Below are 22,527 nucleotides of genomic sequence, written 5' to 3'. Positions count from 1 at the left end.
CAGTCCCTACCCTTTCATCACGTTGACGTCTTCCACGGCAATGGAGCCGCGGTTCCGGTGGAACACCACCAGGATCGCCAGACCAATCGCCGCTTCAGCTGCGGCCACGGTGAGAACCAGCATTGTGAAGATCTGCCCCATCATGTCGCCGAGGAACGACGAAAAGGCGACAAAGTTGATGTTCACCGAAAGCAGAAGCAATTCGATAGACATCAAGATAACAATCACGTTCTTCCTGTTCAGAAAGATCCCGAAGATCCCGATTGTGAACAGGATCGCCGCGACCGACAGATAGTGCGACAGACCGATTTCCATGGGCGCCTCGCCGTGCTCCCCTCGTTAACCCCAACCGGAAACAGCACGGAGGAGCGTGCCGGTTCCCGGACTTTACTTATGAAACGCAAACGTATTTGCGTCAGATCCCTTTGCCCGTTTCCACCTTCCGGACTTCGATCGCCGCTTCGCGTGTGCGGCCAACCTGCTCCGGAATGCTTTGACGTTTGACATTCGGCTTGTGGCGCAGCGTCAGGACGATCGCCCCGATCATAGCCACCAGCAACACCAGGCCAGCGACCTGGAAGAAATAGATGTATTTTGTGTAAAGCACCGAGCCGAGAGCCTGAATGTTGCTCGTTTCAGTCAGTGCAGGCATCGGCTCTGCACCATGCTGGAGAACCTCGGGTGCAATGATCCAGGCACCAAGTCCCATCAGCAGCTCGACCATCAAGATGAGCCCAACGAGAGCACCAATCGGGAGATACTGCAGAAAACCTTGACGAAGCTCGACGAAATCCACATCCAGCATCATGACGACGAACAGGAAGAGGACCGCCACGGCGCCGACATAGACGACAACCAGCAACAGTGCCAGGTACTCAGCGCCGAGAAGAATGAACAAGCCGGCGGAGTTCACAAAGGCCAGGATCAGGAACAGGACCGACGTCACCGGATTGCGGGACGCGATCACCATGAAGCCTGACGCCAGGGTTACCCCGGCAAACAGGTAGAAAAAGAGGGCTTTCAGGATCATTTTAAAGACCTGCCTGTCGTGTGGCCTTGTCGGGCCGGAATTGCGGAGCCCGGCCGGATTACCGGGCTGAAATCGAAGTTGTGGTTAGCTCCTAGCGGTAAGGAGCGTCCATTTCAATGTTGCGGGCGATTTCGCGCTCCCACCGGTCCCCATTCGCGAGCAGCTTTTCCTTGTCGTAGTAAAGCTCTTCGCGGGTTTCCGTTGCGAATTCGAAATTCGGCCCTTCAACGATGGCATCCACCGGACAGGCTTCCTGACAGAAGCCGCAGTAGATGCACTTGACCATGTCGATGTCGTAGCGGGTGGTCCGACGGGTTCCGTCATTACGGCGCGGACCAGCTTCGATGGTGATCGCCTGTGCCGGGCAGATTGCCTCGCACAGCTTGCAGGCGATGCAGCGTTCTTCACCGTTCGGATAGCGGCGCAATGCATGCTCGCCGCGGAAGCGCGGACTTACCGGGCCTTTCTCGAACGGATAATTGACCGTTGGTTTCGGCTTGAAGAAGTAGCGCATCGCCAAAACGAAGGCCGATACGAACTCCTGCAGAAACAGCGATTTGACGGCTTGACTAAGTCCCATCGCTTTTAGCCTCTCTTTCCTCAACCAGCCAGCTGACTGGCGGCCCAATAACCAATGATCGGAAAGCCGATCACCGGAACTCCAAAAATCAGTGCGCTCAGAGGCGCTTTGTATTTGGCCGCGGCGCCACCGTCGCCGCCAGCCTGCCTGTTCTTCATCTCAGCCGCCTGAAGCATTCCCTTCAGGATCTTGTAATCGAGCCAGCCGACATAAAACCCGACTGCGGCCCCCACTACCCCGGCAAGCGAGATACTCACGCTGCGCCCGGCGCCCAGCCCATTACCATCAGCACCGCGGCAACAACGACGACCATGCCCAGGGACAGCGGCAGGAAAACTTTCCAGCCAAGGCGCATCAGCTGGTCGTAGCGATAGCGCGGAACCATTGCCTTCACCATGGCAAACATGAAGAAGCCGAGGAAGCACTTGAGAACGAACCAGACGACGCCCGGAACCCAGGTGAACGGCGCAAAATCAAACGGCGGCAACCAGCCCCCCATGAAGAAGATGGTCATGAGAGCGCACATCAGGCAGATCGCCACATACTCGCCAAGCATGAACATCATGTACGGGGTGGAGCCGTATTCGACCATGAAGCCGGCAACCAGTTCCGATTCCGCTTCCGCCAGATCGAACGGAGGACGGTTGGTTTCAGCAAGCGCCGATACGAAGAACACGACGAACATCGGGAACAGCGGCAGCCAGTACCAGTTCAGGAACGACAGCCACGGCACACCGAGCATGTTGGCAAGACCCGTTTCCTGTGAATGCACAATGCCGGAAAGGTTCAGGGTTCCTGCACAAAGCAGAACCGTAACGATCACAAATCCGATGGAGACTTCATAAGACACCATCTGTGCGGCCGACCGAAGTGCGGACAGGAATGGATATTTCGAATTCGATGCCCACCCACCGATAATCACGCCGTAGACTTCAAGCGAAGACACCGCAAAGACAAAGAGAACGCCTACGTTGATGTTGGCGATCACCCAGCCGTCTGCGACCGGAATGACCGACCAGGCGGCCAGCGCCAGCAACACGGAAACCAGCGGAGCCAGCAGGAACAGGACCTTGTTCGACCCTGCCGGAATCACCGGTTCCTTCAAGACGAATTTCAAAAGGTCGGCAAAACTCTGTAGCAGTCCCCAGGGACCGACGACATTCGGACCGCGGCGGATCTGAACAGCCGCCCAGATCTTGCGGTCGGCATAGAGAATGTAAGCGACAATCACCAGAAGCACGACCATCAGCAGAAGGCTCTGCAGTGCCATCAGGAGGAATTGCCCCAAGTAGGTCGTCGTAAAGAACTCAACCATTTCGGTCCCCTACCCCTTATTCAGCAGCTTCTGCCGCCCGCGTTTTCGCGAGCGCCGAACACTCGGCCATCACCTTGGACGCACGAGCAATCGGGTTGGTCAGATAAAAATCGCGGATTGCATTGGCAAACCCGGCAGTGTTCATTTCAGCCGAAGCATTGGCTAGCCTGTCGATATCGGCGCCTTCGCCGGCTTCGATTGCATCCACGCTCAACATATGCGGCACAGCTTCGTAAAGCTTTGCCCGAAGTTCGCGAAGTGAATCGAATTCAAGGGTCTTGTCCAGGTTTGCGGAAAGTGCGCGCAGGATCGCCCAGTCTTCGCGGGCATCGCCCGGAGGAAACGCAGCGCGGTCACCCATCTGGACGCGCCCCTCGGTGTTGACATAGATCGCCGATTTTTCCGTGTAGGCGGCGCCAGGCAGGATTACATCGGCGCGGTGGGCACCGCGGTCACCATGTGTCCCTTGATAGACAACAAATGCACCTTCCGGGACATCAACCTCATCGACACCAAGCAGGAACAGAACGTCTAGGGCGTCCGGCTCAAGCATTGACCCGGTATCCAGACCGCCCTCACCCGGCACAAAGCCGATATCCAGGGCACCGACCTGCGAGGCCTCGGTATGCAGAATGTTGAAGCCGTTCCAGCCATCCTTGATGACACCCAGAGACTTCGCAGCGGCTGCAAGCGTCGCCAGAACCTCGGCCCCATCGGGACGGTTCAGCGCGCCTTGGCCGATGATGAACATCGGGCGCTCAGCCTTGGCCGGGGCGTGTTCGACAAATTGCTTCAGACTATCCGGTCCCGCACCGAGGTATGTGACCGGATAGGTCAGGTCGGCATTCTCGCCAATCAGACCGATATGAACATTGCCGCGTGTCCAGCGCTTGCGGATACGGGCGTTCAGCACCGGCGCTTCCTGACGCGGGTTGGTGCCGATCAGCATGATCGCATCGGCATCTTCAATTCCCTGTATGGTGGAATTGAAGAGATAACTTGCACGGCCATTTTTCGGATGCAGCGGCGACCCCGGGAAGCGGCTGTCGATGTTTGCGACACCCAGTTTCTCCATCAGGCTCTTCAGCGCGAACATCTCTTCAACGCCTGCCATCTGACCCGCCAGAGCGCCAATCCTGTCGGCAGCCGTTCCCTTGACCTTGTCAGCGATGATCTGGAAAGCCTCGGTCCAGGAAACCGGTTGAAGCTTGCCGTCCTTCTTCGCATACGGGCGATCAAGGCGCTGTGTCTTCAATCCATCCCAGATGTAACGGGACTTGTCGGAGATCCACTCTTCGTTGACGTCTTCATTGAGACGCGGCATGACCCGCATCACTTCCTTGCCGCGCGTGTCGACACGGATCGAAGACCCGACAGCATCCATTACATCGATGCTCTCGGTTTTGGTCAGCTCCCACGGACGGGCGTGGAACTCGTACGGCTTGTGCGTCAGCGCGCCAACCGGGCAGAGATCCGCGACGTTGCCCTGCATTTCAGAGGACAAGGCAGCTTCGAGGTAAGTGGTGATTTCAGCGTCTTCGCCGCGGCCGATCAGGCCCATGTCGGTGACGCCACAAACTTCGGTGGTAAAGCGAACGCAACGGGTGCAATGAATGCATCGGGTCATGATCGTCTTGATCAGGGGCCCGATTTCCTTGTTTTCAACGGCACGCTTGTTTTCATGAAAGCGAGAACCGTCAACACCATAGGCCATTGCCTGGTCCTGCAGGTCGCATTCACCGCCCTGATCGCAGATCGGACAATCCAACGGATGGTTGATGAGCAGGAACTCCATCACCCCTTCGCGGGCTTTCTTGACCATCTCGGACTTGGTTTCGACAACCGGCGGCTCGCCGTTCGGTCCCGGACGAAGATCCTTCACACCCATGGCACAGGAAGCAGTCGGCTTGGGCGGCCCGCCCTTCACTTCCACCAGACACATGCGGCAGTTGCCGGCAATCGACAACCGGTCGTGGTAACAAAAGCGCGGAACCTCGGCACCCGCCTCTTCACAGGCCTGAAGCAATGTGTAGTCCGCCGGGACTTCCACTTCCTTGCCGTCGATGATGAGCTTCGTCATCCGTTGCTCTCCAAATCCCGTTCCGCTTACTCAGCCGCGACCAATGTCGAAGCGGACTTCGACTTGGCTACATAGTCATCAATACGTTGCTCGATGACCGGCCGGAAATTCTTGATCAAACCCTGGATCGGCCAGGCAGCCGCATCCCCGAGGGCACAAATTGTGTGCCCTTCAACCTGTTTGGTGACCTTGAACAGCATGTCGATTTCCTCATAGGAGGATTCACCCTTGACCATGCGTTCCATCACACGCCACATCCAGCCGGTACCTTCGCGGCAGGGTGTGCACTGTCCGCAGCTCTCGTGCTTGTAGAAGTAGCTGAGGCGGGCAATTGCCTTGATGATGTCCGTGGACTTGTCCATGACGATCACTGCGGCGGTGCCGAGGCCGGACCCCATTCCGCGCAGCGTGTCGAAGTCCATTGGCGCGTCCTTGATCTGCTCGGCCGTGCAGCATGGAACGGAAGATCCACCTGGAATTACGGCCAGCAGGTTGTCCCAGCCTCCACGGATGCCGCCGCAATGCTTGTCGATCATCTCGGAGAAAGGAACACCGAGCTCCTCTTCGAAAGTCGCCGGCTGATTGACATGGCCGGAAACGCAGAAAAGCTTGGTTCCGGTGTTGTTCGGACGTCCCAGTGACGAGAACCAGGCAGCCCCCCGGCGCAAAATCGTCGGTGCAACCGCAATAGACTCAACGTTGTTCACGGTCGTCGGACAACCGTAAAGACCGACATTCGCCGGAAATGGCGGTTTCAGGCGTGGTTGGCCTTTCTTGCCTTCCAGGCTCTCCAGCAATGCGGTTTCCTCACCGCAGATATATGCGCCTGCTCCGTGGTGGACATAGATGTCGAAATCGTAGCCGTTCTTGTTGTTCTTGCCGATCAGTCCGGCATCGTATGCCTGGTCGATCGCGGCCTGCAGGCGTTCGCGTTCGCGAATGAACTCGCCGCGCACATAGATGTAAGCAGCGACCGCCCCCATGGCGAAACCGGCAACAAGACATCCTTCAACCAGCGTATGCGGGTCGTGACGCAGAATTTCGCGGTCCTTGCAGGTTCCCGGCTCGGATTCGTCGGCATTGACCACAAGGTAAGCCGGACGACCGTCAGATTCCTTGGGCATGAACGACCATTTGAGGCCGGTCGGGAAGCCTGCACCGCCACGGCCGCGCAGGCCGGAATCTTTCATCTCCCGGATGATCCAGTCGCGTCCCTTGTCGAGCAGTCCCTTGGTGTTGTCCCACTGGCCGCGCTTCTTCGCGCCGTCCAGACCCCAGTCATGCAGACCGTAGATATTGGTGAAGATCCGATCCTGATCCTTCAGCATCTCTTCCCCCTAGTCTTCGCTCTTGGAGGAAGCCACTTCACCGGCTTCCACGCGCTTGGAAAATTCAGTTTCATCGCCAGAAGCGAGGATCCGTGCCTGTTCGATCCAACCGTCCCGTTCGATGCGGCCTTTGAACTTCAGGCGGCTATCAACCCAGGCGATTTCTTCAACACCCCAGCCTGCAACCTGATCGAAGTGGAAAAAGCCGAGCTCATTCAGCGTCGCTTCCAGCTTCGGACCGACGCCTTTGAGTTTCTTCAGATCATCAGGCTTGCCTTTGCGGGCTTCCTTGAGAATTTCGGGCTCTTTTTCAGCCACGGATGACGCTTCGGCTTTGGTCTTAGCCGGTTTATCAGCCTTGGGCTCATCCTTCTTGGCTGTTGTTTCTGCCTTCTTCTCTGCGGGAGCAGCAGCCGGTGCTTCGGCGGTTTTCACCGCTTTCGCCGCATGGTCTGCCCTTACTTTGGCGACCGCATCTTCGGCAGGTGTCGGTACGCCATCAAAATCATTGCCACCAGCATTGATAGACGCCCCGGCAAAAGCATGAGACGCCCTTTCCGAGCCATCCACGAGATGGGCTCTCGGCATCTCACCGACTGTGCCATCTTCAATTTCAGAAAGGCTCGTCTGACCGCCTTCCGCCATGGCGAACCGGCGTCCGTTCTGCGGACCCGGCGTGACTTCATTGCCGGCGGAAATATCATCGATCAGCTTGTTGAAGCTGTCCGGGGTCAGATCCTCGTAGGTGTCCTTGAAAATCTGCACCATCGGCGCGTTGACACAGGCCCCAAGGCACTCGACCTCTTCCCAGGAGAACATGCCGTCCTCTGAAATCTCGTGCATATGCTTGGCGATCCGGGACTTGCAGATCTTGATCAGGTCTTCCGAGCCGCGAAGCTGGCAGGGTGTCGTGCCGCAAACCTGAATGTGCGCTTTTTTGCCGACCGGCTGCAGCTGGAACATCGTGTAGAAAGTCGCCACTTCCAGCACGCGGATTTTCGGCATGTCGAGCAGATTGGCGACGTAACGGATCGCGGGTTCGCTCACCCAGCCGTCATTCTGCTCCTGCGCACGCCACAAAAGCGGAATGACCGCGGAGGCCTGACGGCCAGCCGGATAACGGTCGATCAGCTTCTGTGCCCAGGCGAGATTGTTCTCGGTGAACTCAAAGCTTTCTGGTTGTTCCGCGGCAAGTCGGCGAACTGCCATGGTGTTATCCCCGTTTTGTCACACTGACCGGAGCCGGACGAACGGCTGCCAGGGTCGAAAATTTGTGGCGGGTCGCCCGCATCAGCGGTCGACCTCACCGAACACGATATCCATGGAACCCAGCACCGCCGAGACATCGGCGAGCAGGTGGCCACGGCAAAGGAAGTCCATGGCCTGAAGGTGAGCATATCCCGGCGCCTTGATCTTGCAGCGATAAGGCTTGTTGGTTCCGTCAGCGACCAGATATACGCCGAACTCGCCTTTGGGCGCCTCGACAGCCGCGTATACTTCACCAGCCGGGACGTGATAGCCCTCGGTGTAAAGTTTGAAGTGGTGGATCAGCGCTTCCATGGACCGCTTCATCTCTCCACGCTTCGGCGGCACGATCTTGCCGTCGACGGAGGAAATCGGGCCCGTTTCCACGGTCAGCTTTTCCAGACACTGTTTCATGATCCGGACTGACTGGCGCATTTCTTCCATGCGGATCAGGTACCGGTCATAACAGTCGCCGTTCTTGCCGATCGGAATATCGAAATCCAGTTCGGAGTAACACTCATACGGCTGTGACTTGCGCAGATCCCAGGCGGCGCCGGAACCGCGAACCATGACGCCGGAGAAGCCCCACGCCCAAGCGTCATCCAGATCGACAACACCGATGTCAACGTTGCGTTGCTTGAAAATGCGGTTGTCTGTCAGCAGGCCTTCGATGTCGTCGAGCGTCTGCAGGAAAGGGTCGCAGAAGTCCCAGATATCATCGAGAAGATCGCGCGGCAGGTCCTGGTGAACGCCTCCCGGGCGAACAAAGGCAGCGTGCATGCGGGCGCCGCAGGCGCGCTCGTAGAACACCATGAGTTCTTCACGCGGCTCAAAGCCCCAAAGTGGCGGCGTAAGGGCACCAACGTCCATCGCCTGCGTCGTCACGTTCAGCAAGTGCGACAGCAGACGGCCGATCTCGGAATAAAGCACACGGATCAATTGCCCGCGCTTCGGAACTTCGATGCCGAGCAGCCGCTCAACGGCAAGGGCGTAGGCATGTTCCTGGTTCATCGGCGCCACGTAATCGAGGCGATCGAAATACGGAACAGCCTGCAAGTAGGTTTTCTGTTCGATCAGCTTTTCGGTACCACGGTGCAGCAGCCCGATATGCGGGTCCACACGGGTGACCACTTCGCCATCCAGCTCCAGCACGAGACGCAGAACGCCGTGCGCCGCAGGGTGCTGCGGACCGAAGTTGATGTTGAAGTTTCGAACTTGAGCTTCAGCCATCGGGACCAGCCTTAATTCGTCGTTGCTTTTTCATCGCCCGGTAGCACGTAGTCCGTGCCTTCCCATGGCGAGAGGAAATCGAAGGACCGCATTTCCTGGTTCAGGCGGACCGGCTCATAGACGACGCGCTTCTTCTCGTCGTCGTAGCGAACTTCAACAAAGCCCGTTACCGGGAAGTCCTTGCGGAGCGGATGACCATCAAACCCGTAGTCGGTCAGGATGCGACGCAGATCCGGGTGCCCCGAAAACAGGATGCCGTACATGTCATATGCTTCGCGTTCGAACCACTCAGCACCGGGAAACAATGGCGTCAGAGAAGCGACCGGAGTTGTCTCGTCGGTCATTGTCTTTACGCGGATGCGCTGGTTCTGCACTGGAGACAGGAAATGATAGACAACATCGAAACGCTTTTCGCGAGACGGGTAGTCAACTCCGCAAATATCCGTCAGGTTGACGAACTTGCATGAGCTGTTGTCGCGCAAAAAGCGGATCACATCGAGAATATTGGTCGCGCTCACGATCAGCGTCAGCTCACCGTATTCGACCTTCCAGGACTCAAGGGACTCACCCAAGCCGAGCTCAATGTGCTCAGCGAGTTCCTTCAAAGTCTCGTCCATCGTTTTCGACCTCACTCCCCAGGAGTCTCAAATCGCGGCGTAAAACGCCAATTCTTTAAAAATCCGCCGCCCTTGTGGGCGGCAAATTCATTATCTTTCGATCGTACCGGTACGGCGGATCTTTTTTTGCAACATCAGAACGCCGTAGAGCAGAGCTTCTGCTGTCGGAGGACAGCCGGGCACATAGATATCAACCGGAACAACCCGGTCGCAGCCGCGCACTACCGAATAGGAATAGTGGTAATAACCACCGCCATTGGCGCATGATCCCATTGAGATGACATAGCGCGGTTCTGGCATCTGGTCGTAAACCTTGCGCAAGGCCGGTGCCATCTTGTTGGTCAGCGTACCTGCAACGATCATGACATCCGACTGACGCGGAGATGCGCGCGGTGCGAAACCGAAACGTTCAGCGTCATAACGCGGCATGGACATCTGCATCATTTCAACGGCGCAGCAAGCCAGGCCGAACGTCATCCACATCAAGGAGCCAGTACGGGCCCATTGGATAAGGTTGTCGGTCGAAGTAACGAGAAAGCCCTTGTCGGCAAGTTCATTGTTCACTTCGAGGAAAAAGGCGTCATCTGCCCCCACCGGATTTCCGGTATTCGGGTCAATGATCCCCTTCGGTTTCGGAGCAACGAGCGGCTCGGTCGTGGTCAATCCCATTCCAGCGCTCCTTTTTTCCATTCGTAGATAAAGCCAACGGTTAGAACGCCGAGGAAGATCATCATGGACCAGAACCCGTACCAACCGAGTTCGCCGAATACCGTTGCCCAGGGGAACAGGAAGGCGACCTCAAGGTCGAAAATGATGAACAGGATCGAGACCAGGTAAAAGCGCACATCGAACTTCATGCGCGCATCGTCGAAGGCGTTGAAGCCGCATTCATAGGCCGACAGCTTTTCCGGGTCCGGATTCTTGTAGGCCAACAAGAAAGGTGAAATCAGCAGCGCAAGGCCGATCACCAGCGCAATGCCGATGAACACGACGATCGGGACGTATTCCCGCAAGAGTTCTTCCATGTTTTTCGCGTCCTTGCATATGGAGGCGGATCGGGAGGTGATCCGGAGCCTGGGCCTTGCACCCTCTTGCCTCATTTAACTGGCAGGTCGTGCTACGCCCGTCGGCCAAATGAAACCAACATGCGAGCGCACGCTTATAATACGACTTGGTGCAACGCAAGACCCCCTACCGGTCAAACTCTTGCCACACTTGGCACAAATTCCAATCGACCGCCTGCAATTCCCTTGTTTCAGCCAATTTGCATCATTCCAATTTCTTTGCACATGCTAATGGGAATAGTGCCGCACCCTCAAGGGTTTTCCACCTTTGGCGCAGAATCAGCGCGGATTTGCTGGTGTTTGCAAAAGTGAAGCAAACTGAAGGAATTGTACGTAGTTCCCCTAGGATGAGACAAGGGGTCGCTACAGCCAATCAAACATGTGCATGACAAGACCACGCACAACGCTTTTCAGCGTTGATGCAATGTATCAATTCTTTGAGAGAAACGCCTGAGGCGATAAGGGAAACCGTGAGTGGCGCGAGTGACGGGGCTCGAACCCGCGACCTCCGGCGTGACAGGCCGGCACTCTAACCAACTGAGCTACACCCGCACATTCACGGTATATTGCGCCACTTTAAAGCAAGCCGAACCGGCTAACAATTAAGTGGCGCGAGTGACGGGGCTCGAACCCGCGACCTCCGGCGTGACAGGCCGGCACTCTAACCAACTGAGCTACACCCGCTTCGCGCGGCGACGTGATGTCGTCGCGAAGTGGCGCTGATGTACGGCGGCTGGATGGGGAAGTCAAGCTCCCTATTGCATTCAAATTGCCGTTTTTTGACAAAGCCGCAGACAACCCGGTTTTTCCACTCGAAAGTCGTCGCTTTTCAATGTGGATAACTTATTCTCCCAACACCGGATTTTTCAAAAAAATATCTGCCCGGATCTTTTTTTGCTCAAGACAAATCAAATCCTTTGAACACTGAAAAGTGCTTCGCGAGTTTCGACCTTTTCAAACGTCTCAAAACTCATTCAGCCGGAACCAAACGGCTTTCCATAAGCTGCCCTTCCCGTGCGAGGATCGGCACGGCAACTGTTGCGAAAAGCGAATTGATCTCCTTCAGGCTTCTGACAACTTCCATATGGGCGTTGCTTGATTCAATGCTCTCAGGCGTACGGGACTTCAGCCTGTTGAGGTGTCGGTCGTGGCATTCCTTTTCAAGCAGGCGCATCCTGTCTTTCTCGGCTATCAGTTCGCGGGCAGAAGCAACATCGCCTGATACGAGCACATTTAGTGCCAGCTGCATGTTTGCCAGGACACGGTCATGCATGCTTTCCAGTTCTCTCTGGCCCTCTTTTGAAAAGCTGATCTTGTTCTCCCGCAATTCCCGGGCACGCTCCAGAAGGTTCTTCGACACAAGGTCGCCGGCACGTTCCAGATTGATCGCAAAACTCGCCAATTCCAGACTTCGCTCTGCTTCTTCGGATGTCAGCTCCCCACGATTCACCTCTGCGATGTAAAGTTTGACCTCCGAATGAATGGTATTGACGCTTGCGTCCATTTGCTGGAGCCGGTGAATTTCTTCAAAGCTGCCGTTCTCCAACATCATCATGACGGGTCGTGCCATGATCTCGACCTCTTCCCCCATGCGCAGCAGCTCTCGGGTGGCGCTGGCAAGCGCCAGCCGGGGAACGTGTACAACCCGCTGATCTAGCGCACTCTTGGGGGTAGTCTGCTCCCCTTCCACCGAAGCCCCTTTGTCCGGCATGAGTATCTCGACCAGTCTTGCCATTGGCCCGGTGAGCGGCAAGCAAACGGTTACCAAAGCCAGATTGAACAGAATATGAACCGAGACCAATTGCTGCGCCGGAACATTGCCCAAACTTTCAAACGGCAACTGAATGGACGTCACAAGCAAAAGGGCAACAGCAGCACCAGCGGTTCGGAAGATGAAGTTTCCAAGCGGCAGAAGTCTGGCTTTGTGCTCCATTCCTCGTGTCAGCCACAAGGCAACAGCCCCTGCTCCTATGTTGGCACCGAGCACCAGGGGCACGGCGGCCTCGAGCGGAAGACCAGCCTTTTGAACAAAGGCAGCAATCATCAGCACGGCTGCCACGCTTGAATGGATCAGGAAAGCGAGCAACGCCCCTACAGCGAGGGCGGTCGGCGCGTCAGCGGCCAGATAAGACGCGATCAGAGGCATGAATTGCGCCTCTTTCAAGGGTACTGTCGATTCCCCGATCATCTGAAGCGAGATCAGGACGAGTGCAATCCCAATCAGAATGCGTCCGGCCTGTTTTACCGTCCGGTTTTCAACTTTCAAAAACAGCCAGGCTCCCACCGCGAGTAAAAGCGGTACCAGCCAGCTGAGATCGAAAACCAGGAACTGCACTACAAGCGAAGAACCGAGATCTGCACCCAGAAGAACCGCCAATCCCGCTGCAGTGGTCAAAATACCGGACGTGGCAAAACCCGCCGCCAGAACGGCAACCGCGGTCGCGCTTTGAAGAAGAATGGCAACCACCATGCCTGAAAAGGCGCCCGTTACCCGACCCGAAGCCGCCTTGCTGATCGTACGCCGCAACGCAGGGCCCGACGCTCTCTCAAATCCGGTCCGCACCATACGAACCGCATATAGGAGCAGCATCACCGCACCAAGCATCTTGATCAAAATGAGAATCGCCATTTCGGATAAACTTCTATTTCTGTGTCGTTTTTTATTTAGCCGGTGAAACTTATAAACGCGAAAGCAGCTATAAAACAAGCAGAAAGACGCACTCAGTGCATAACTTCAATTTTACGGACTCGCTGCAGGGTCTGTCTGCTGGGCAATCAACTAATTGGCGATTGAATCAGCGACCGTCGAAGGTGACCGCAAAACCGTTGGTGAGATGCAAAACCGAGATACGGCTTTTTGGCTTTCGCCAACAAGAAACACAAAAAAGAAAAAGAAAGATCGCAAAGAAACCCAACCGCGGTGCAGAATACCGAGGCGTTTCAAGACGTTCAAAAGAAGGGAGAATGGTGGGCGATGAGAGACTCGAACTCCCGACATCTTCGGTGTAAACGAAGCGCTCTACCAACTGAGCTAATCGCCCTCAACGAGGTGAGACGCCTTTTAGGAGGTCCCATTCCGCTTGGCAAGAGCAAATTGAAAGAAAATGATTTCTCATTGATCCGCCTGTGGATGACAGTCAGAAAAAAGTCCGGACACACGAGAAATCTTACCACCAATTGGCTACCCATGGCTCCGAAGGTTCGAGTGGCGCTTTTGAAAAATGTCGGACAAAAAGAAGTGCCTGGAAGTAGCTCTCTCCTCCCTTCCCCACTCGCGTGACAGATTCGGAATTGTGAATCGAAACTGCCGTGAACTGGTAGGAGATACCGCACTCTGACTGTTCTTCTCTTCTCGCGATTCGAAGTACCAAATCACTTCCAACCAAAATCCGATCTCGAATTCGCCAGCGAATATTGTTGAGCTGAAGAGCCTTCGCCAAGCTTCAGCCTTAGCCAAGTCTTCTCTTCGAAGTCAGACCCTGAATCGGTTTCAAAAATTCGCGTTACTGACCAGTGAACGGAAACAAATTTGGTAGACAAGATGAAGGTTCGCTTTGATCGTCTGCAATTGACCAACCTGCTTCTTTGCAACTGGCAATACAAATCCCTGTGCTCGGCTGTTTGGTCGAACCTGAGCCCCAAAAAGCTCGTCTTCGCCCAAAGCGCGACAACAAGGTATCGATAGCGTCTTTTACGATGAGGCGAAACTATCGGTCGTAACCGCGTCTCTACGGGGACGAGGCCACATTTCAAAAATGAAATTTATGGAAACTCAACGAGCTCCTTAAAACCAAAACAGACGCTTTCAATGTCTTGATACATCTGACTTTCAAATTTTCATCAACCTAGTCTTGAACCTCCTTAAAACGAAAAACCCCGTGCCGAATAACTCGGGCACGGGGTAATTCAAGACAAACAGTCTTTGAACGATTAGCCGTTCACTGCGTCCTTCAGGCCTTTACCAGCCTTGAACTTCGGCGTCTTAGAAGCCGGGATCTGGATCGTTTCGCCAGTCCGCGGGTTACGGCCTTCGGTTGCTGCACGCTCGGAAACCGTGAAGTTACCAAAACCGATGATGCGGACTTCGTCGCCGCCTTTCAGCGTCTGAGTGACTGCATCAAAAGTTGCGTCAACTGCTTCGCCTGCCTGCGCCTTTGTCAGGCCGGTCTTTTCTGCAACAGCTGCGATCAGATCGTTCTTATTCATAGCAGATACCTTTCTAAGAAACGGCAGAGTGCCGACGATTCCTGTCAGCGCCGTTAGCGCGAAATTCGGGCGAAATGAAACGAAACGCAAGTGGTTTTTTCGCAGAAAACAGCCATTTTGCCCGATTATTCAAAGGAAAAGCCCCGGTTGAGCCGGGGCTTGCCATTTTGTGCACTGCAATTTTGCCTTTAGTGAGCCAAAACGCCGGACTTGTCCTTTTCCGACTCACCCGCTTTTGCAGCCGCTTCAGCAGCGTTTTCGTCCCACTCGATCGGCTCCGGAAGGCGGACAAGAGCGTTTTTCAGAACCTCTTCCATGCCGGAAACCGGGATGATCTCAAGCGAGTTTTTGACCGAATCCGGAATGTCAGCCAGATCTTTGGCATTGTCTTCCGGGATCATCACCAACTTGATTCCACCGCGCAGTGCGGCGAGCAGTTTTTCCTTCAGACCACCGATCGGCAGCACACGACCACGCAGGGTAATCTCACCGGTCATGGCCACATCGCGCCGAACCGGAATTCCGGTCATGGTCGAGATGACCGCCGTTGCCATTGCGATACCTGCGGACGGACCATCCTTGGGGGTTGCCCCTTCAGGAACGTGCACGTGGATATCAGTCTTGTCGAACTTGGGCGGCTCAATACCGAAGTCAACTGAACGAGAGCGAACGTAGGAAGCAGCCGCGGAAATCGACTCCTTCATCACGTCCTTCAGGTTACCGGTGACGGTCATCTTGCCTTTACCCGGCATCATGACGCCTTCGATTGTCAGCAACTCGCCGCCAACTTCGGTCCATGCCAGTCCGGTTACGACACCAACCTGATCTTCAAGCTCAGCTTCACCATAGCGGTACCGCGGCACACCGAGATAGTCTTCAACCACTTCCGGCGTCACCGTGATGCTTTCCTTGTCGCTCATCAGGATCTCCTTGACTGCCTTACGGGCCAAGGTTGCCATTTCACGTTCAAGGTTACGCACACCGGCTTCGCGCGTATAGCGGCGGACGACGAACTGCAAAGCATCGTCTTCGATCTTGAACTCGCCATCGCGCAGTCCGTGATCTTTCTCCGCCTTCGGAATGAGGTGACGGCGGCAGATTTCCACCTTTTCCTCTTCCGTGTAACCGGCAATCCGAATGATTTCCATACGATCCATCAGGGGACCTGGAATATTCAGCGTATTGGCCGTGGTCACGAACATCACATCCGAAAGGTCGTACTCGACCTCAAGATAGTGATCCATGAAGGAGGAGTTCTGTTCCGGATCGAGTACCTCGAGCAGAGCTGAAGACGGATCACCGCGGAAGTCCATGCCCATCTTGTCGATTTCATCGAGCAGGAAGAGCGGATTGGACTTCTTGGCTTTCTTCATCGACTGAATGACCTTGCCGGGCATTGAGCCGATGTAAGTGCGGCGGTGACCGCGGATTTCAGCTTCATCGCGCACGCCACCAAGCGACATGCGCACAAACTCGCGTCCGGTTGCTTTCGCAATGGATTTACCGAGCGATGTCTTGCCGACGCCAGGAGGCCCGACGAGGCAGAGAATCGGACCGCGCAGCTTGTTCGCCCGGCTCTGAACCGCCAGGTACTCGACAATGCGTTCCTTGACCTTATCGAGACCGTAGTGGTCGGTGTCGAGAACCTTCTCGGCAAACGCCAGGTCATGCTTGACCTTGGACTTCTTGCTCCACGGAATACCGATCAGCCAATCGAGGTAGTTGCGTACAACCGTTGCTTCTGCGGACATCGGGCTCATCTGCTTGAGCTTCTTGATCTCCGCGGCCGCACGTTCGCGCGCTTCCTTGGTCAGCTTGGTCTTCTTGATCTTCTCTTCCAGCTCCGCGATTTCATCGCGGCCGTCTTCGCTGTCGCCAAGTTCCTTCTGAATGGCTTTCATCTGCTCATTCAGGTAGTACTCGCGCTGTGTCTTCTCCATCTGCCGCTTGACACGGGAGCGGATGCGCTTTTCGACCTGCAGGACGGAGATTTCACTCTCCATCATGCCGAGAACGCGTTCCAGACGCTCAGCAACGGAGACAACGCCAAGAATCTCCTGCTTTTCAGGAATCTTGATAGCGAGGTGAGACGCAATCGTGTCGGCGAGCTTCGAGTAATCATCGATCTGGTTGACCGCGCCGAGAACTTCCGGAGAAACCTTCTTGTTGAGCTTCACATAATTCTCGAACTCCGAGACGACGGAGCGCGCCAAGGCTTCCACCTCGATGTTTTCACCATCGCGTTCCGGCAGAACGGTAGCAGAAGCTTCGAAATAGTCGCTACGGTCGCTGTACTCGCCGATCTGCGCACGAGCGCCGCCTTCGACCAGCACCTTCACGGTGTTGTCTGGCAGTTTCAACAGCTGCAATACGGTGGCAAGGGTACCGACCTTGTAGATCTGGTCCGGGTTGGGATCGTCATCAGCAGCATTCACCTGGGTTGCCAGGAGAATATGCTTGTCAGTGGTCATGACCTCTTCCAGCGCCTTGATTGATTTCTCACGGCCGACAAACAGCGGCACAATCATGTGCGGGAAGACAACAATGTCGCGCAGGGGCAATACGGGGTAAACAGCGGTGCCGTCAGGCTCGGTGGCGCGGGTTTCTGCGTCGCTCATTTTTTATCCTTTCTCAGCGTGCTCTGGCCCCACTCAGCAAAAGGCAGCCAAAACACTGGAAAACGGCTTTCGGGTCGACATCCCGACAGGCCTAACCGCAGCACCCCAACTGGGCGCGCCAACGGTTCGCACGAGCCGTTCTTTAGCCCTATTAGGTGGACACCTGACCAGCCGGTGTCAAGGCGGGGCTGCGTTGCAAATGGGTCTTGTCTGTTGACGACTCACACCACCGGTGGAAAACGCACACCGTCCCGGCGAAAATGCGCCAAAAAGCAAAATGCCGCTCAGTTTGAGCGGCATTGTTTTCCTTGCATATCAACAGGCCTGAGAACCTCAGGCGCTGGTTGCAGACGTCTCTTCCCGATCCTCGTAAATGTAAAGCGGACGCGCCTCGCCTTTCACGACTTCAGGCGAGATCACAACTTCCTTCACACCTTTGAGACCAGGCAATTCGTACATCGTGTCCAGGAGGATCGATTCCAGAATGGACCGAAGTCCACGGGCACCGGTCTTGCGCTCGATCGCCTTGCGGGCAATTGCCTTCAGTGCCTCGTCGTGGAACGCCAGTTCGACCTGTTCCATTTCAAAGAGACGCTGATACTGCTTGACGAGCGCGTTCTTAGGTTCGGTCAGGATCGTTACCAGGGCGTCCTCATCGAGATCCTCGAGCGTCGCGATAACGGGCAAACGCCCCACGAACTCCGGTATCAGACCGAACTTCAGCAGATCTTCCGGTTCCAGTTCGGAGAACAGTTCGCCGATGCGGCGGTCTTCAGGTGCATGAACCTGGGCCTGGAAACCGATGGAAGTCTGGGTACCGCGATCGGAAATGATCTTGTCGAGACCAGCGAATGCACCACCGCAAATGAACAGGATGTTGGTCGTGTCCACCTGCAGGAATTCCTGCTGCGGATGCTTGCGACCTCCCTGAGGCGGAACGGAAGCAACCGTGCCTTCCATGATCTTCAGCAATGCCTGCTGCACGCCTTCACCCGAAACATCGCGCGTGATCGACGGGTTATCGGCCTTGCGGCTGATCTTGTCGACCTCATCGATGTAGACGATGCCGCGCTGCGCGCGCTCGACATTATAGTCGGCGGACTGGAGCAACTTCAGAATGATGTTCTCGACATCTTCACCGACGTAACCTGCCTCGGTCAGCGTGGTGGCGTCAGCCATAGTGAACGGCACATCCAGAATACGGGCAAGGGTTTGCGCCAGAAGCGTCTTGCCGCAACCGGTCGGACCGACCAGCAGAATGTTGGATTTTGCCAGTTCCACATCGTTGTTCTTCGATGCGTGGTTGAGGCGTTTGTAGTGGTTGTGAACGGCGACCGACAGAACTTTCTTCGCACTGCCCTGACCGATGACATAATCGTCCAGAACGTCACGAATTTCCTGAGGGGTCGGGATTCCGTCCCGTGACTTCACCAGCGAGGATTTGTTTTCCTCACGGATGATATCCATGCACAGCTCGACACATTCATCGCAAATGAAAACAGTCGGGCCGGCGATCAGCTTGCGAACTTCGTGCTGGCTCTTGCCGCAGAAGGAGCAGTAAAGCGTATTCTTGGAATCGCTGCCGCTGGCCTTGGTCATGTAGTCAACCTCGCGTTTGTGGGGAGTATCTCCCCTTATCTGCCCGGTTGCGGCCAAATTATGACCTAACCGGTTTTGAAGGGACGCCTCGCGTACGCCTCTTCCAAGAGTGATGTCATCATGCTTCGCCCGTAAAAATCAATATAGGTTTAAAGCGAAGATGAAAACCCGGCATCCTTCCGGGATTTTCCGGCCTTATTCATGGAATTTCAATCCATGCTTAAGGCCGGGTTAGTCCGATCAGTCGCCGCTCTCGCCGCCGAGGGTTGAGCGATCGGTGATCACATTGTCTACGATACCGAATTCCTTAGCCTTTTCAGCAGTCATGAAGTTATCGCGCTCGAGCGCTTCTTCAACCTGATCGAGGCTTTGCCCGGTGTGCTTCACGTAGATTTCATTGAGCCGGCGCTTCATCGCCAGGATTTCCTGTGCATGAAGCATGATATCGGCCGCCTGACCACGGAATCCACCGGACGGCTGGTGAACCATCACACGCGCATTCGGAAGGATGAATCGCATATCCTTTTCACCGGCGCCCAGCAAAAGCGAGCCCATGGACGCGGCCTGACCGATACACAAGGTGGACACCGCAGGGCGGATGAACTGCATCGTGTCGTAAATCGCAAGACCGGAAGTAACGAGACCTCCAGGTGAGTTGATATAGATTGCGATTTCCTTGGTCGGGTTTTCCGCTTCCAGGTAGAGCAACTGTGCGCTCACCAGGGTTGCCATGTGATCCTCAACCGGACCGGTGAGGAAGATGATGCGCTCCTTCAGCAAGCGCGAGTAGATATCGAAGGCCCGCTCGCCCCGGTTCGTCTGTTCGACGACCATCGGCACGAGAGTGTTCATGTAGATATCGACAGGATCCTTCATACCTCATCCATATGCTTGAGATGATGCCCGGAGAAGCCCAGGCAAAACACAGACCCTTGAAGCGCATCGATCAGGGGCCTGACTCGAAAAAAGCGACATCCCGTATATATGAGATGTCGCTCCATTCGCAAAGTCATGACAGATGCGGCGTGAAGGCAAGGTTAAAGTTCACTCCGCACCTGGGGATTTTTTGGAAAACGCTTATGCGTCTTCCTCATCTTCAGCGACCAGCTTTTCAAGCTCTTCCTTGGTCACGGTCTTGTCGGAGACCTTTGCAAGTTCCAGCATGAAATCGACGACTTTTTCTTCGTAGATAGGCGCACGCAGGGAAGCGAGAGCCTGCTGGTTGTTCTTGTAGAATTCGAACACCTGCTGCTCCTGACCCGGGAACTGGCGGACACGGTCGTAAAGAGCGCGCTGCAGTTCTTCGTCGGTGACCTGGATTTCGTTCTTTTCGCCGATTTCGGAAAGAACCAGGCCGAGACGGACACGGCGCTCAGCGATCTTGCGGTATTCCGCTTTCGCCTCTTCTTCCGTGGTGTCTTCGTCTTCGAAGGTCTTTTCGTTGCGCTTCATGTCTTCTTCGACCTGACGCCAGACAACGTCGAACTCGGAGTTCAGCAGTTTTTCAGGCAGTTCGAAGGAGTAGTGCTCGTCGAGCTTGTCGAGCAGCTGACGCTTCACGCGTTGACGGGTCATCGCACCGAACTGACTTTCGATCTGGCCGCGAACGATTTCCTTCAGCTTGTCGAGAGACTCAAGGCCGAGCCCCTTCGCAAATTCATCGTCGATCGTAGCTTCGCCAGGAGCGGCAACTTCCTTGACCTCAACGTCAAAAGTAGCTGCCTTGCCTGCCAGATGAGCTGCCGGATAGTCTTCCGGGAAAGTCACTTCCACGACCTTCTCATCACCAGCCTTGGCGCCGATCAGCTGATCTTCGAAGCCCGGGATGAACTGGCCGGAACCGAGCACGAGCTGGCCGTTCTCGTCAGCACCACCTTCAAACGGCTCACCGTCGATCTTGCCGAGGTAAGACATGGTGACGCGGTCGCCGTCTTCGGCAGCACCGTCCTTGGTGTCGAACGGGGTGTTGTTCTTGGCGATGTCGGCAACCTGGGTGTCGACTTCCTCGTCGGCAATTTCAACGACCGGACGCTCGATTTCGATTCCAGCGAAATCAACGATCTCGAATTCCGGCAGAATGTCGTAGGTCATCTTGAAGGAAAGATCGGCATCGCCTGCCATGATCTTTTCTGCTTCTTCTTCCGGCAGGTCGATTTCCGGTGTCAGAGCCGGGCGCTCGGAGCGCTCTTCAACGGCTTTCTGAGTGGTTTCCTGGATGGTATTCGACAGGATCTCGGCCATTGCCTGGCGACCGTACATCTTTTTCAGGTGCGCGACCGGCACTTTGCCCGGACGGAAGCCCTTGATGTTGGCCTTGCCTTTCAGGTCGGCCATGTAATCTTCGAGCTTGGCAGCGAGATCGCCGGCCGGAATGTCGATTTTGAGCTCTCGCTTGAGGCCCTCGGCGAGGGTTTCAGTTACCTGCATGGGTTTTGCATCCTCGATCCGCAGCGGCAATCCGCCCCGGAGGTTCTGTTTTTAAAATCCCGTGTGCCGCACCGCCCGCACTCCCCTTTTCTCAGGAGCGTTCAAATAGCAATGCATCGTCCCGGATAGAGTCCGAGACGCACGATGGGAGCGCGATAAAGCTTGGACCCGAAAGTGTCAAGGGGAGACGCCGGAATTGAGACGAAATGGGCGCCAGAAAACTCGTTTCACGCATATCGATCAACACCGCGGACATATTGTAAAAATACCAGACAGGATTTTGGATCATGCTTGATCCGGCTACATTCCGACTAAACTGGAACGCAAATAGAGTTTCAAAGCCTTGCCTTTGCGCTTTGGCCTCTCATCAATACATCGTCTTCCCATACTCATTCTCAAGTTCTTCATCGATTCTGCGCATCTCATCCGCGCTAGTCGGCACTCCCGTTGTCTGATCCAGAATGATCTTTGAAAGCGATGGCATTTCATTGCGGTCCTGATACTGATCCGGGTTCCACAATTGTGAACGCCGAAACGCCTTGGCGCAGTGCATGAAGACCTCGGTCACTTTCACGATGATCGCGAGTTTGGGAATGCGGTCTTTCACACTCATCCCCTCAAGAACATCAGGATCATTGACCAGAAAAGCTCGCCCATTTACGCGCAGGGTGTCGTCAAACCCCGGAACGATGAACAATAATCCAACACTTGGGTTGGAAAGAATGTTGATCAGTGAATCGAGGCGGTTGTTGCCTGGCCTGTCAGGTATGGCCAACGTATTTCGATCAAGAATTTTAACAAAACCGGCAGGATCGCCACGAGGACTGACATCAGCGTTTGCACTCAGGTCCTGCGTGCCGATGCAGACGAAGGGCGACCGCCTGATGAAGTTCTGTGCGTGTTCGTCGAGAGCCTGCAGACACTTCCTGGCGGCAAGAGAATTTACGGCGGGAAAAAGACTTCTAAGTGCCTGTTCGTCGGATATGACGAAGTCCGGATTTGCCTCGAACTCTTCCATGAAATCCCCCCCAATACTCTTCTCGTTCAAACTCTCATCGACAGAAACTGCTGACCAATTCTTCGGCCAGCCTGTGTCCATTACCAGGATTGCAAGAGCCGCCAAACACAGCCACTCATACCCCCCCCCCTAATGAAACAGATGCACTGAGCCACATAGAGGTGCGCTCG

At 55.4% G+C, this 22,527-nt stretch carries 19 protein-coding genes and 3 tRNA genes; all 22 read right to left on the bottom strand.

From position 1 onward, the window contains the following. Positions 1-6 precede the first annotated feature (6 nt). Positions 7-315 (bottom strand): NADH-quinone oxidoreductase subunit NuoK, encoded by a 309-nt coding sequence (nuoK, locus tag ABLQ08_RS14395; protein ID WP_006934707.1) that lies wholly within the window; start codon positions 313-315, stop codon positions 7-9. A gap of 100 nt (positions 316-415) precedes the next feature. Beyond that, positions 416-1,030, bottom strand: coding sequence for an NADH-quinone oxidoreductase subunit J (locus tag ABLQ08_RS14390; protein WP_352943475.1), 615 nt, complete (start codon positions 1,028-1,030; stop codon positions 416-418). Between the two features lie 91 nt (positions 1,031-1,121). Continuing rightward, complete coding sequence (nuoI, locus tag ABLQ08_RS14385; RefSeq protein WP_006934709.1) at positions 1,122-1,610, bottom strand: NADH-quinone oxidoreductase subunit NuoI; 489 nt, start codon at positions 1,608-1,610, stop codon at positions 1,122-1,124. A 20-nt stretch (positions 1,611-1,630) separates the two neighbouring features. Beyond that, positions 1,631-1,867, bottom strand: a complete 237-nt coding sequence (locus ABLQ08_RS14380; protein ID WP_352943473.1) for a hypothetical protein — start codon at positions 1,865-1,867, stop codon at positions 1,631-1,633. Next, entirely contained in the window at positions 1,864-2,925 is a 1,062-nt protein-coding gene (nuoH, locus tag ABLQ08_RS14375) for an NADH-quinone oxidoreductase subunit NuoH (RefSeq protein ID WP_352943471.1), read from the bottom strand. Before nuoH ends, ABLQ08_RS14380 begins: the two co-directional genes overlap by 4 nt. 16 nt (positions 2,926-2,941) lie before the next feature. Beyond that, complete coding sequence (gene nuoG / locus ABLQ08_RS14370) at positions 2,942-5,005, bottom strand: NADH-quinone oxidoreductase subunit NuoG (protein WP_352943468.1); 2,064 nt, start codon at positions 5,003-5,005, stop codon at positions 2,942-2,944. 26 nt (positions 5,006-5,031) lie between these two features. Then, a complete protein-coding gene (gene nuoF, locus ABLQ08_RS14365; RefSeq protein ID WP_352943465.1) occupies positions 5,032-6,333 on the bottom strand; it encodes an NADH-quinone oxidoreductase subunit NuoF in 1,302 nt (433 codons plus the stop codon). Positions 6,334-6,342: 9 nt separating this feature from the next. Continuing rightward, a complete protein-coding gene (locus ABLQ08_RS14360; RefSeq protein ID WP_352943463.1) occupies positions 6,343-7,542 on the bottom strand; it encodes an NADH-quinone oxidoreductase subunit E in 1,200 nt (399 codons plus the stop codon). 81 nt (positions 7,543-7,623) lie between these two features. Further along, a complete protein-coding gene (locus ABLQ08_RS14355; protein WP_352943460.1) occupies positions 7,624-8,808 on the bottom strand; it encodes an NADH-quinone oxidoreductase subunit D in 1,185 nt (394 codons plus the stop codon). Between the two features lie 11 nt (positions 8,809-8,819). Further along, positions 8,820-9,425 (bottom strand): NADH-quinone oxidoreductase subunit C, encoded by a 606-nt coding sequence (locus ABLQ08_RS14350; protein ID WP_352943457.1) that lies wholly within the window; start codon positions 9,423-9,425, stop codon positions 8,820-8,822. 90 nt (positions 9,426-9,515) lie between these two features. Next, a complete protein-coding gene (locus ABLQ08_RS14345) occupies positions 9,516-10,094 on the bottom strand; it encodes a NuoB/complex I 20 kDa subunit family protein (protein ID WP_094070950.1) in 579 nt (192 codons plus the stop codon). Further along, positions 10,085-10,450 carry an NADH-quinone oxidoreductase subunit A gene (locus ABLQ08_RS14340; protein WP_352943454.1) on the bottom strand — a complete coding sequence of 122 codons (366 nt, stop codon included), beginning with the start codon at positions 10,448-10,450 and terminating at the stop codon, positions 10,085-10,087. Before ABLQ08_RS14340 ends, ABLQ08_RS14345 begins: the two co-directional genes overlap by 10 nt. A gap of 514 nt (positions 10,451-10,964) precedes the next feature. Beyond that, a tRNA-Asp gene (locus ABLQ08_RS14335) sits at positions 10,965-11,041 on the bottom strand. Positions 11,042-11,096: 55 nt separating this feature from the next. Further along, positions 11,097-11,173, bottom strand: a tRNA-Asp gene (locus ABLQ08_RS14330). Between the two features lie 286 nt (positions 11,174-11,459). Beyond that, positions 11,460-13,118, bottom strand: a complete 1,659-nt coding sequence (locus ABLQ08_RS14325) for a Na/Pi cotransporter family protein (RefSeq protein WP_352943451.1) — start codon at positions 13,116-13,118, stop codon at positions 11,460-11,462. 336 nt (positions 13,119-13,454) lie between these two features. After that, positions 13,455-13,530 (bottom strand) — tRNA-Val (locus ABLQ08_RS14320). Positions 13,531-14,419: 889 nt separating this feature from the next. Continuing rightward, on the bottom strand, positions 14,420-14,695 hold the full coding sequence (locus ABLQ08_RS14315; protein ID WP_352943448.1) for an HU family DNA-binding protein: 276 nt from the start codon (positions 14,693-14,695) through the stop codon (positions 14,420-14,422). 188 nt (positions 14,696-14,883) lie between these two features. Continuing rightward, entirely contained in the window at positions 14,884-17,313 is a 2,430-nt protein-coding gene (lon, locus tag ABLQ08_RS14310; RefSeq protein WP_352943445.1) for an endopeptidase La, read from the bottom strand. A gap of 333 nt (positions 17,314-17,646) precedes the next feature. After that, positions 17,647-18,912, bottom strand: a complete 1,266-nt coding sequence (gene clpX / locus ABLQ08_RS14305; protein WP_352943442.1) for an ATP-dependent Clp protease ATP-binding subunit ClpX — start codon at positions 18,910-18,912, stop codon at positions 17,647-17,649. Positions 18,913-19,152: 240 nt separating this feature from the next. Beyond that, complete coding sequence (locus tag ABLQ08_RS14300) at positions 19,153-19,788, bottom strand: ATP-dependent Clp protease proteolytic subunit (RefSeq protein WP_352943439.1); 636 nt, start codon at positions 19,786-19,788, stop codon at positions 19,153-19,155. A 201-nt stretch (positions 19,789-19,989) separates the two neighbouring features. Further along, a complete protein-coding gene (tig, locus tag ABLQ08_RS14295; RefSeq protein ID WP_352943436.1) occupies positions 19,990-21,339 on the bottom strand; it encodes a trigger factor in 1,350 nt (449 codons plus the stop codon). A gap of 367 nt (positions 21,340-21,706) precedes the next feature. Beyond that, on the bottom strand, positions 21,707-22,357 hold the full coding sequence (locus ABLQ08_RS14290; protein ID WP_352943433.1) for a pyridoxamine 5'-phosphate oxidase family protein: 651 nt from the start codon (positions 22,355-22,357) through the stop codon (positions 21,707-21,709). Positions 22,358-22,527 lie beyond the last annotated feature (170 nt).

This window comes from Roseibium sp. SCP14, from assembly GCF_040329475.1.
Taxonomy (GTDB): domain Bacteria; phylum Pseudomonadota; class Alphaproteobacteria; order Rhizobiales; family Stappiaceae; genus Roseibium.
The sequence above is the reverse complement of the archived record's forward strand: the minus strand, read 5'-3'. Positions and strand labels throughout refer to the sequence as shown.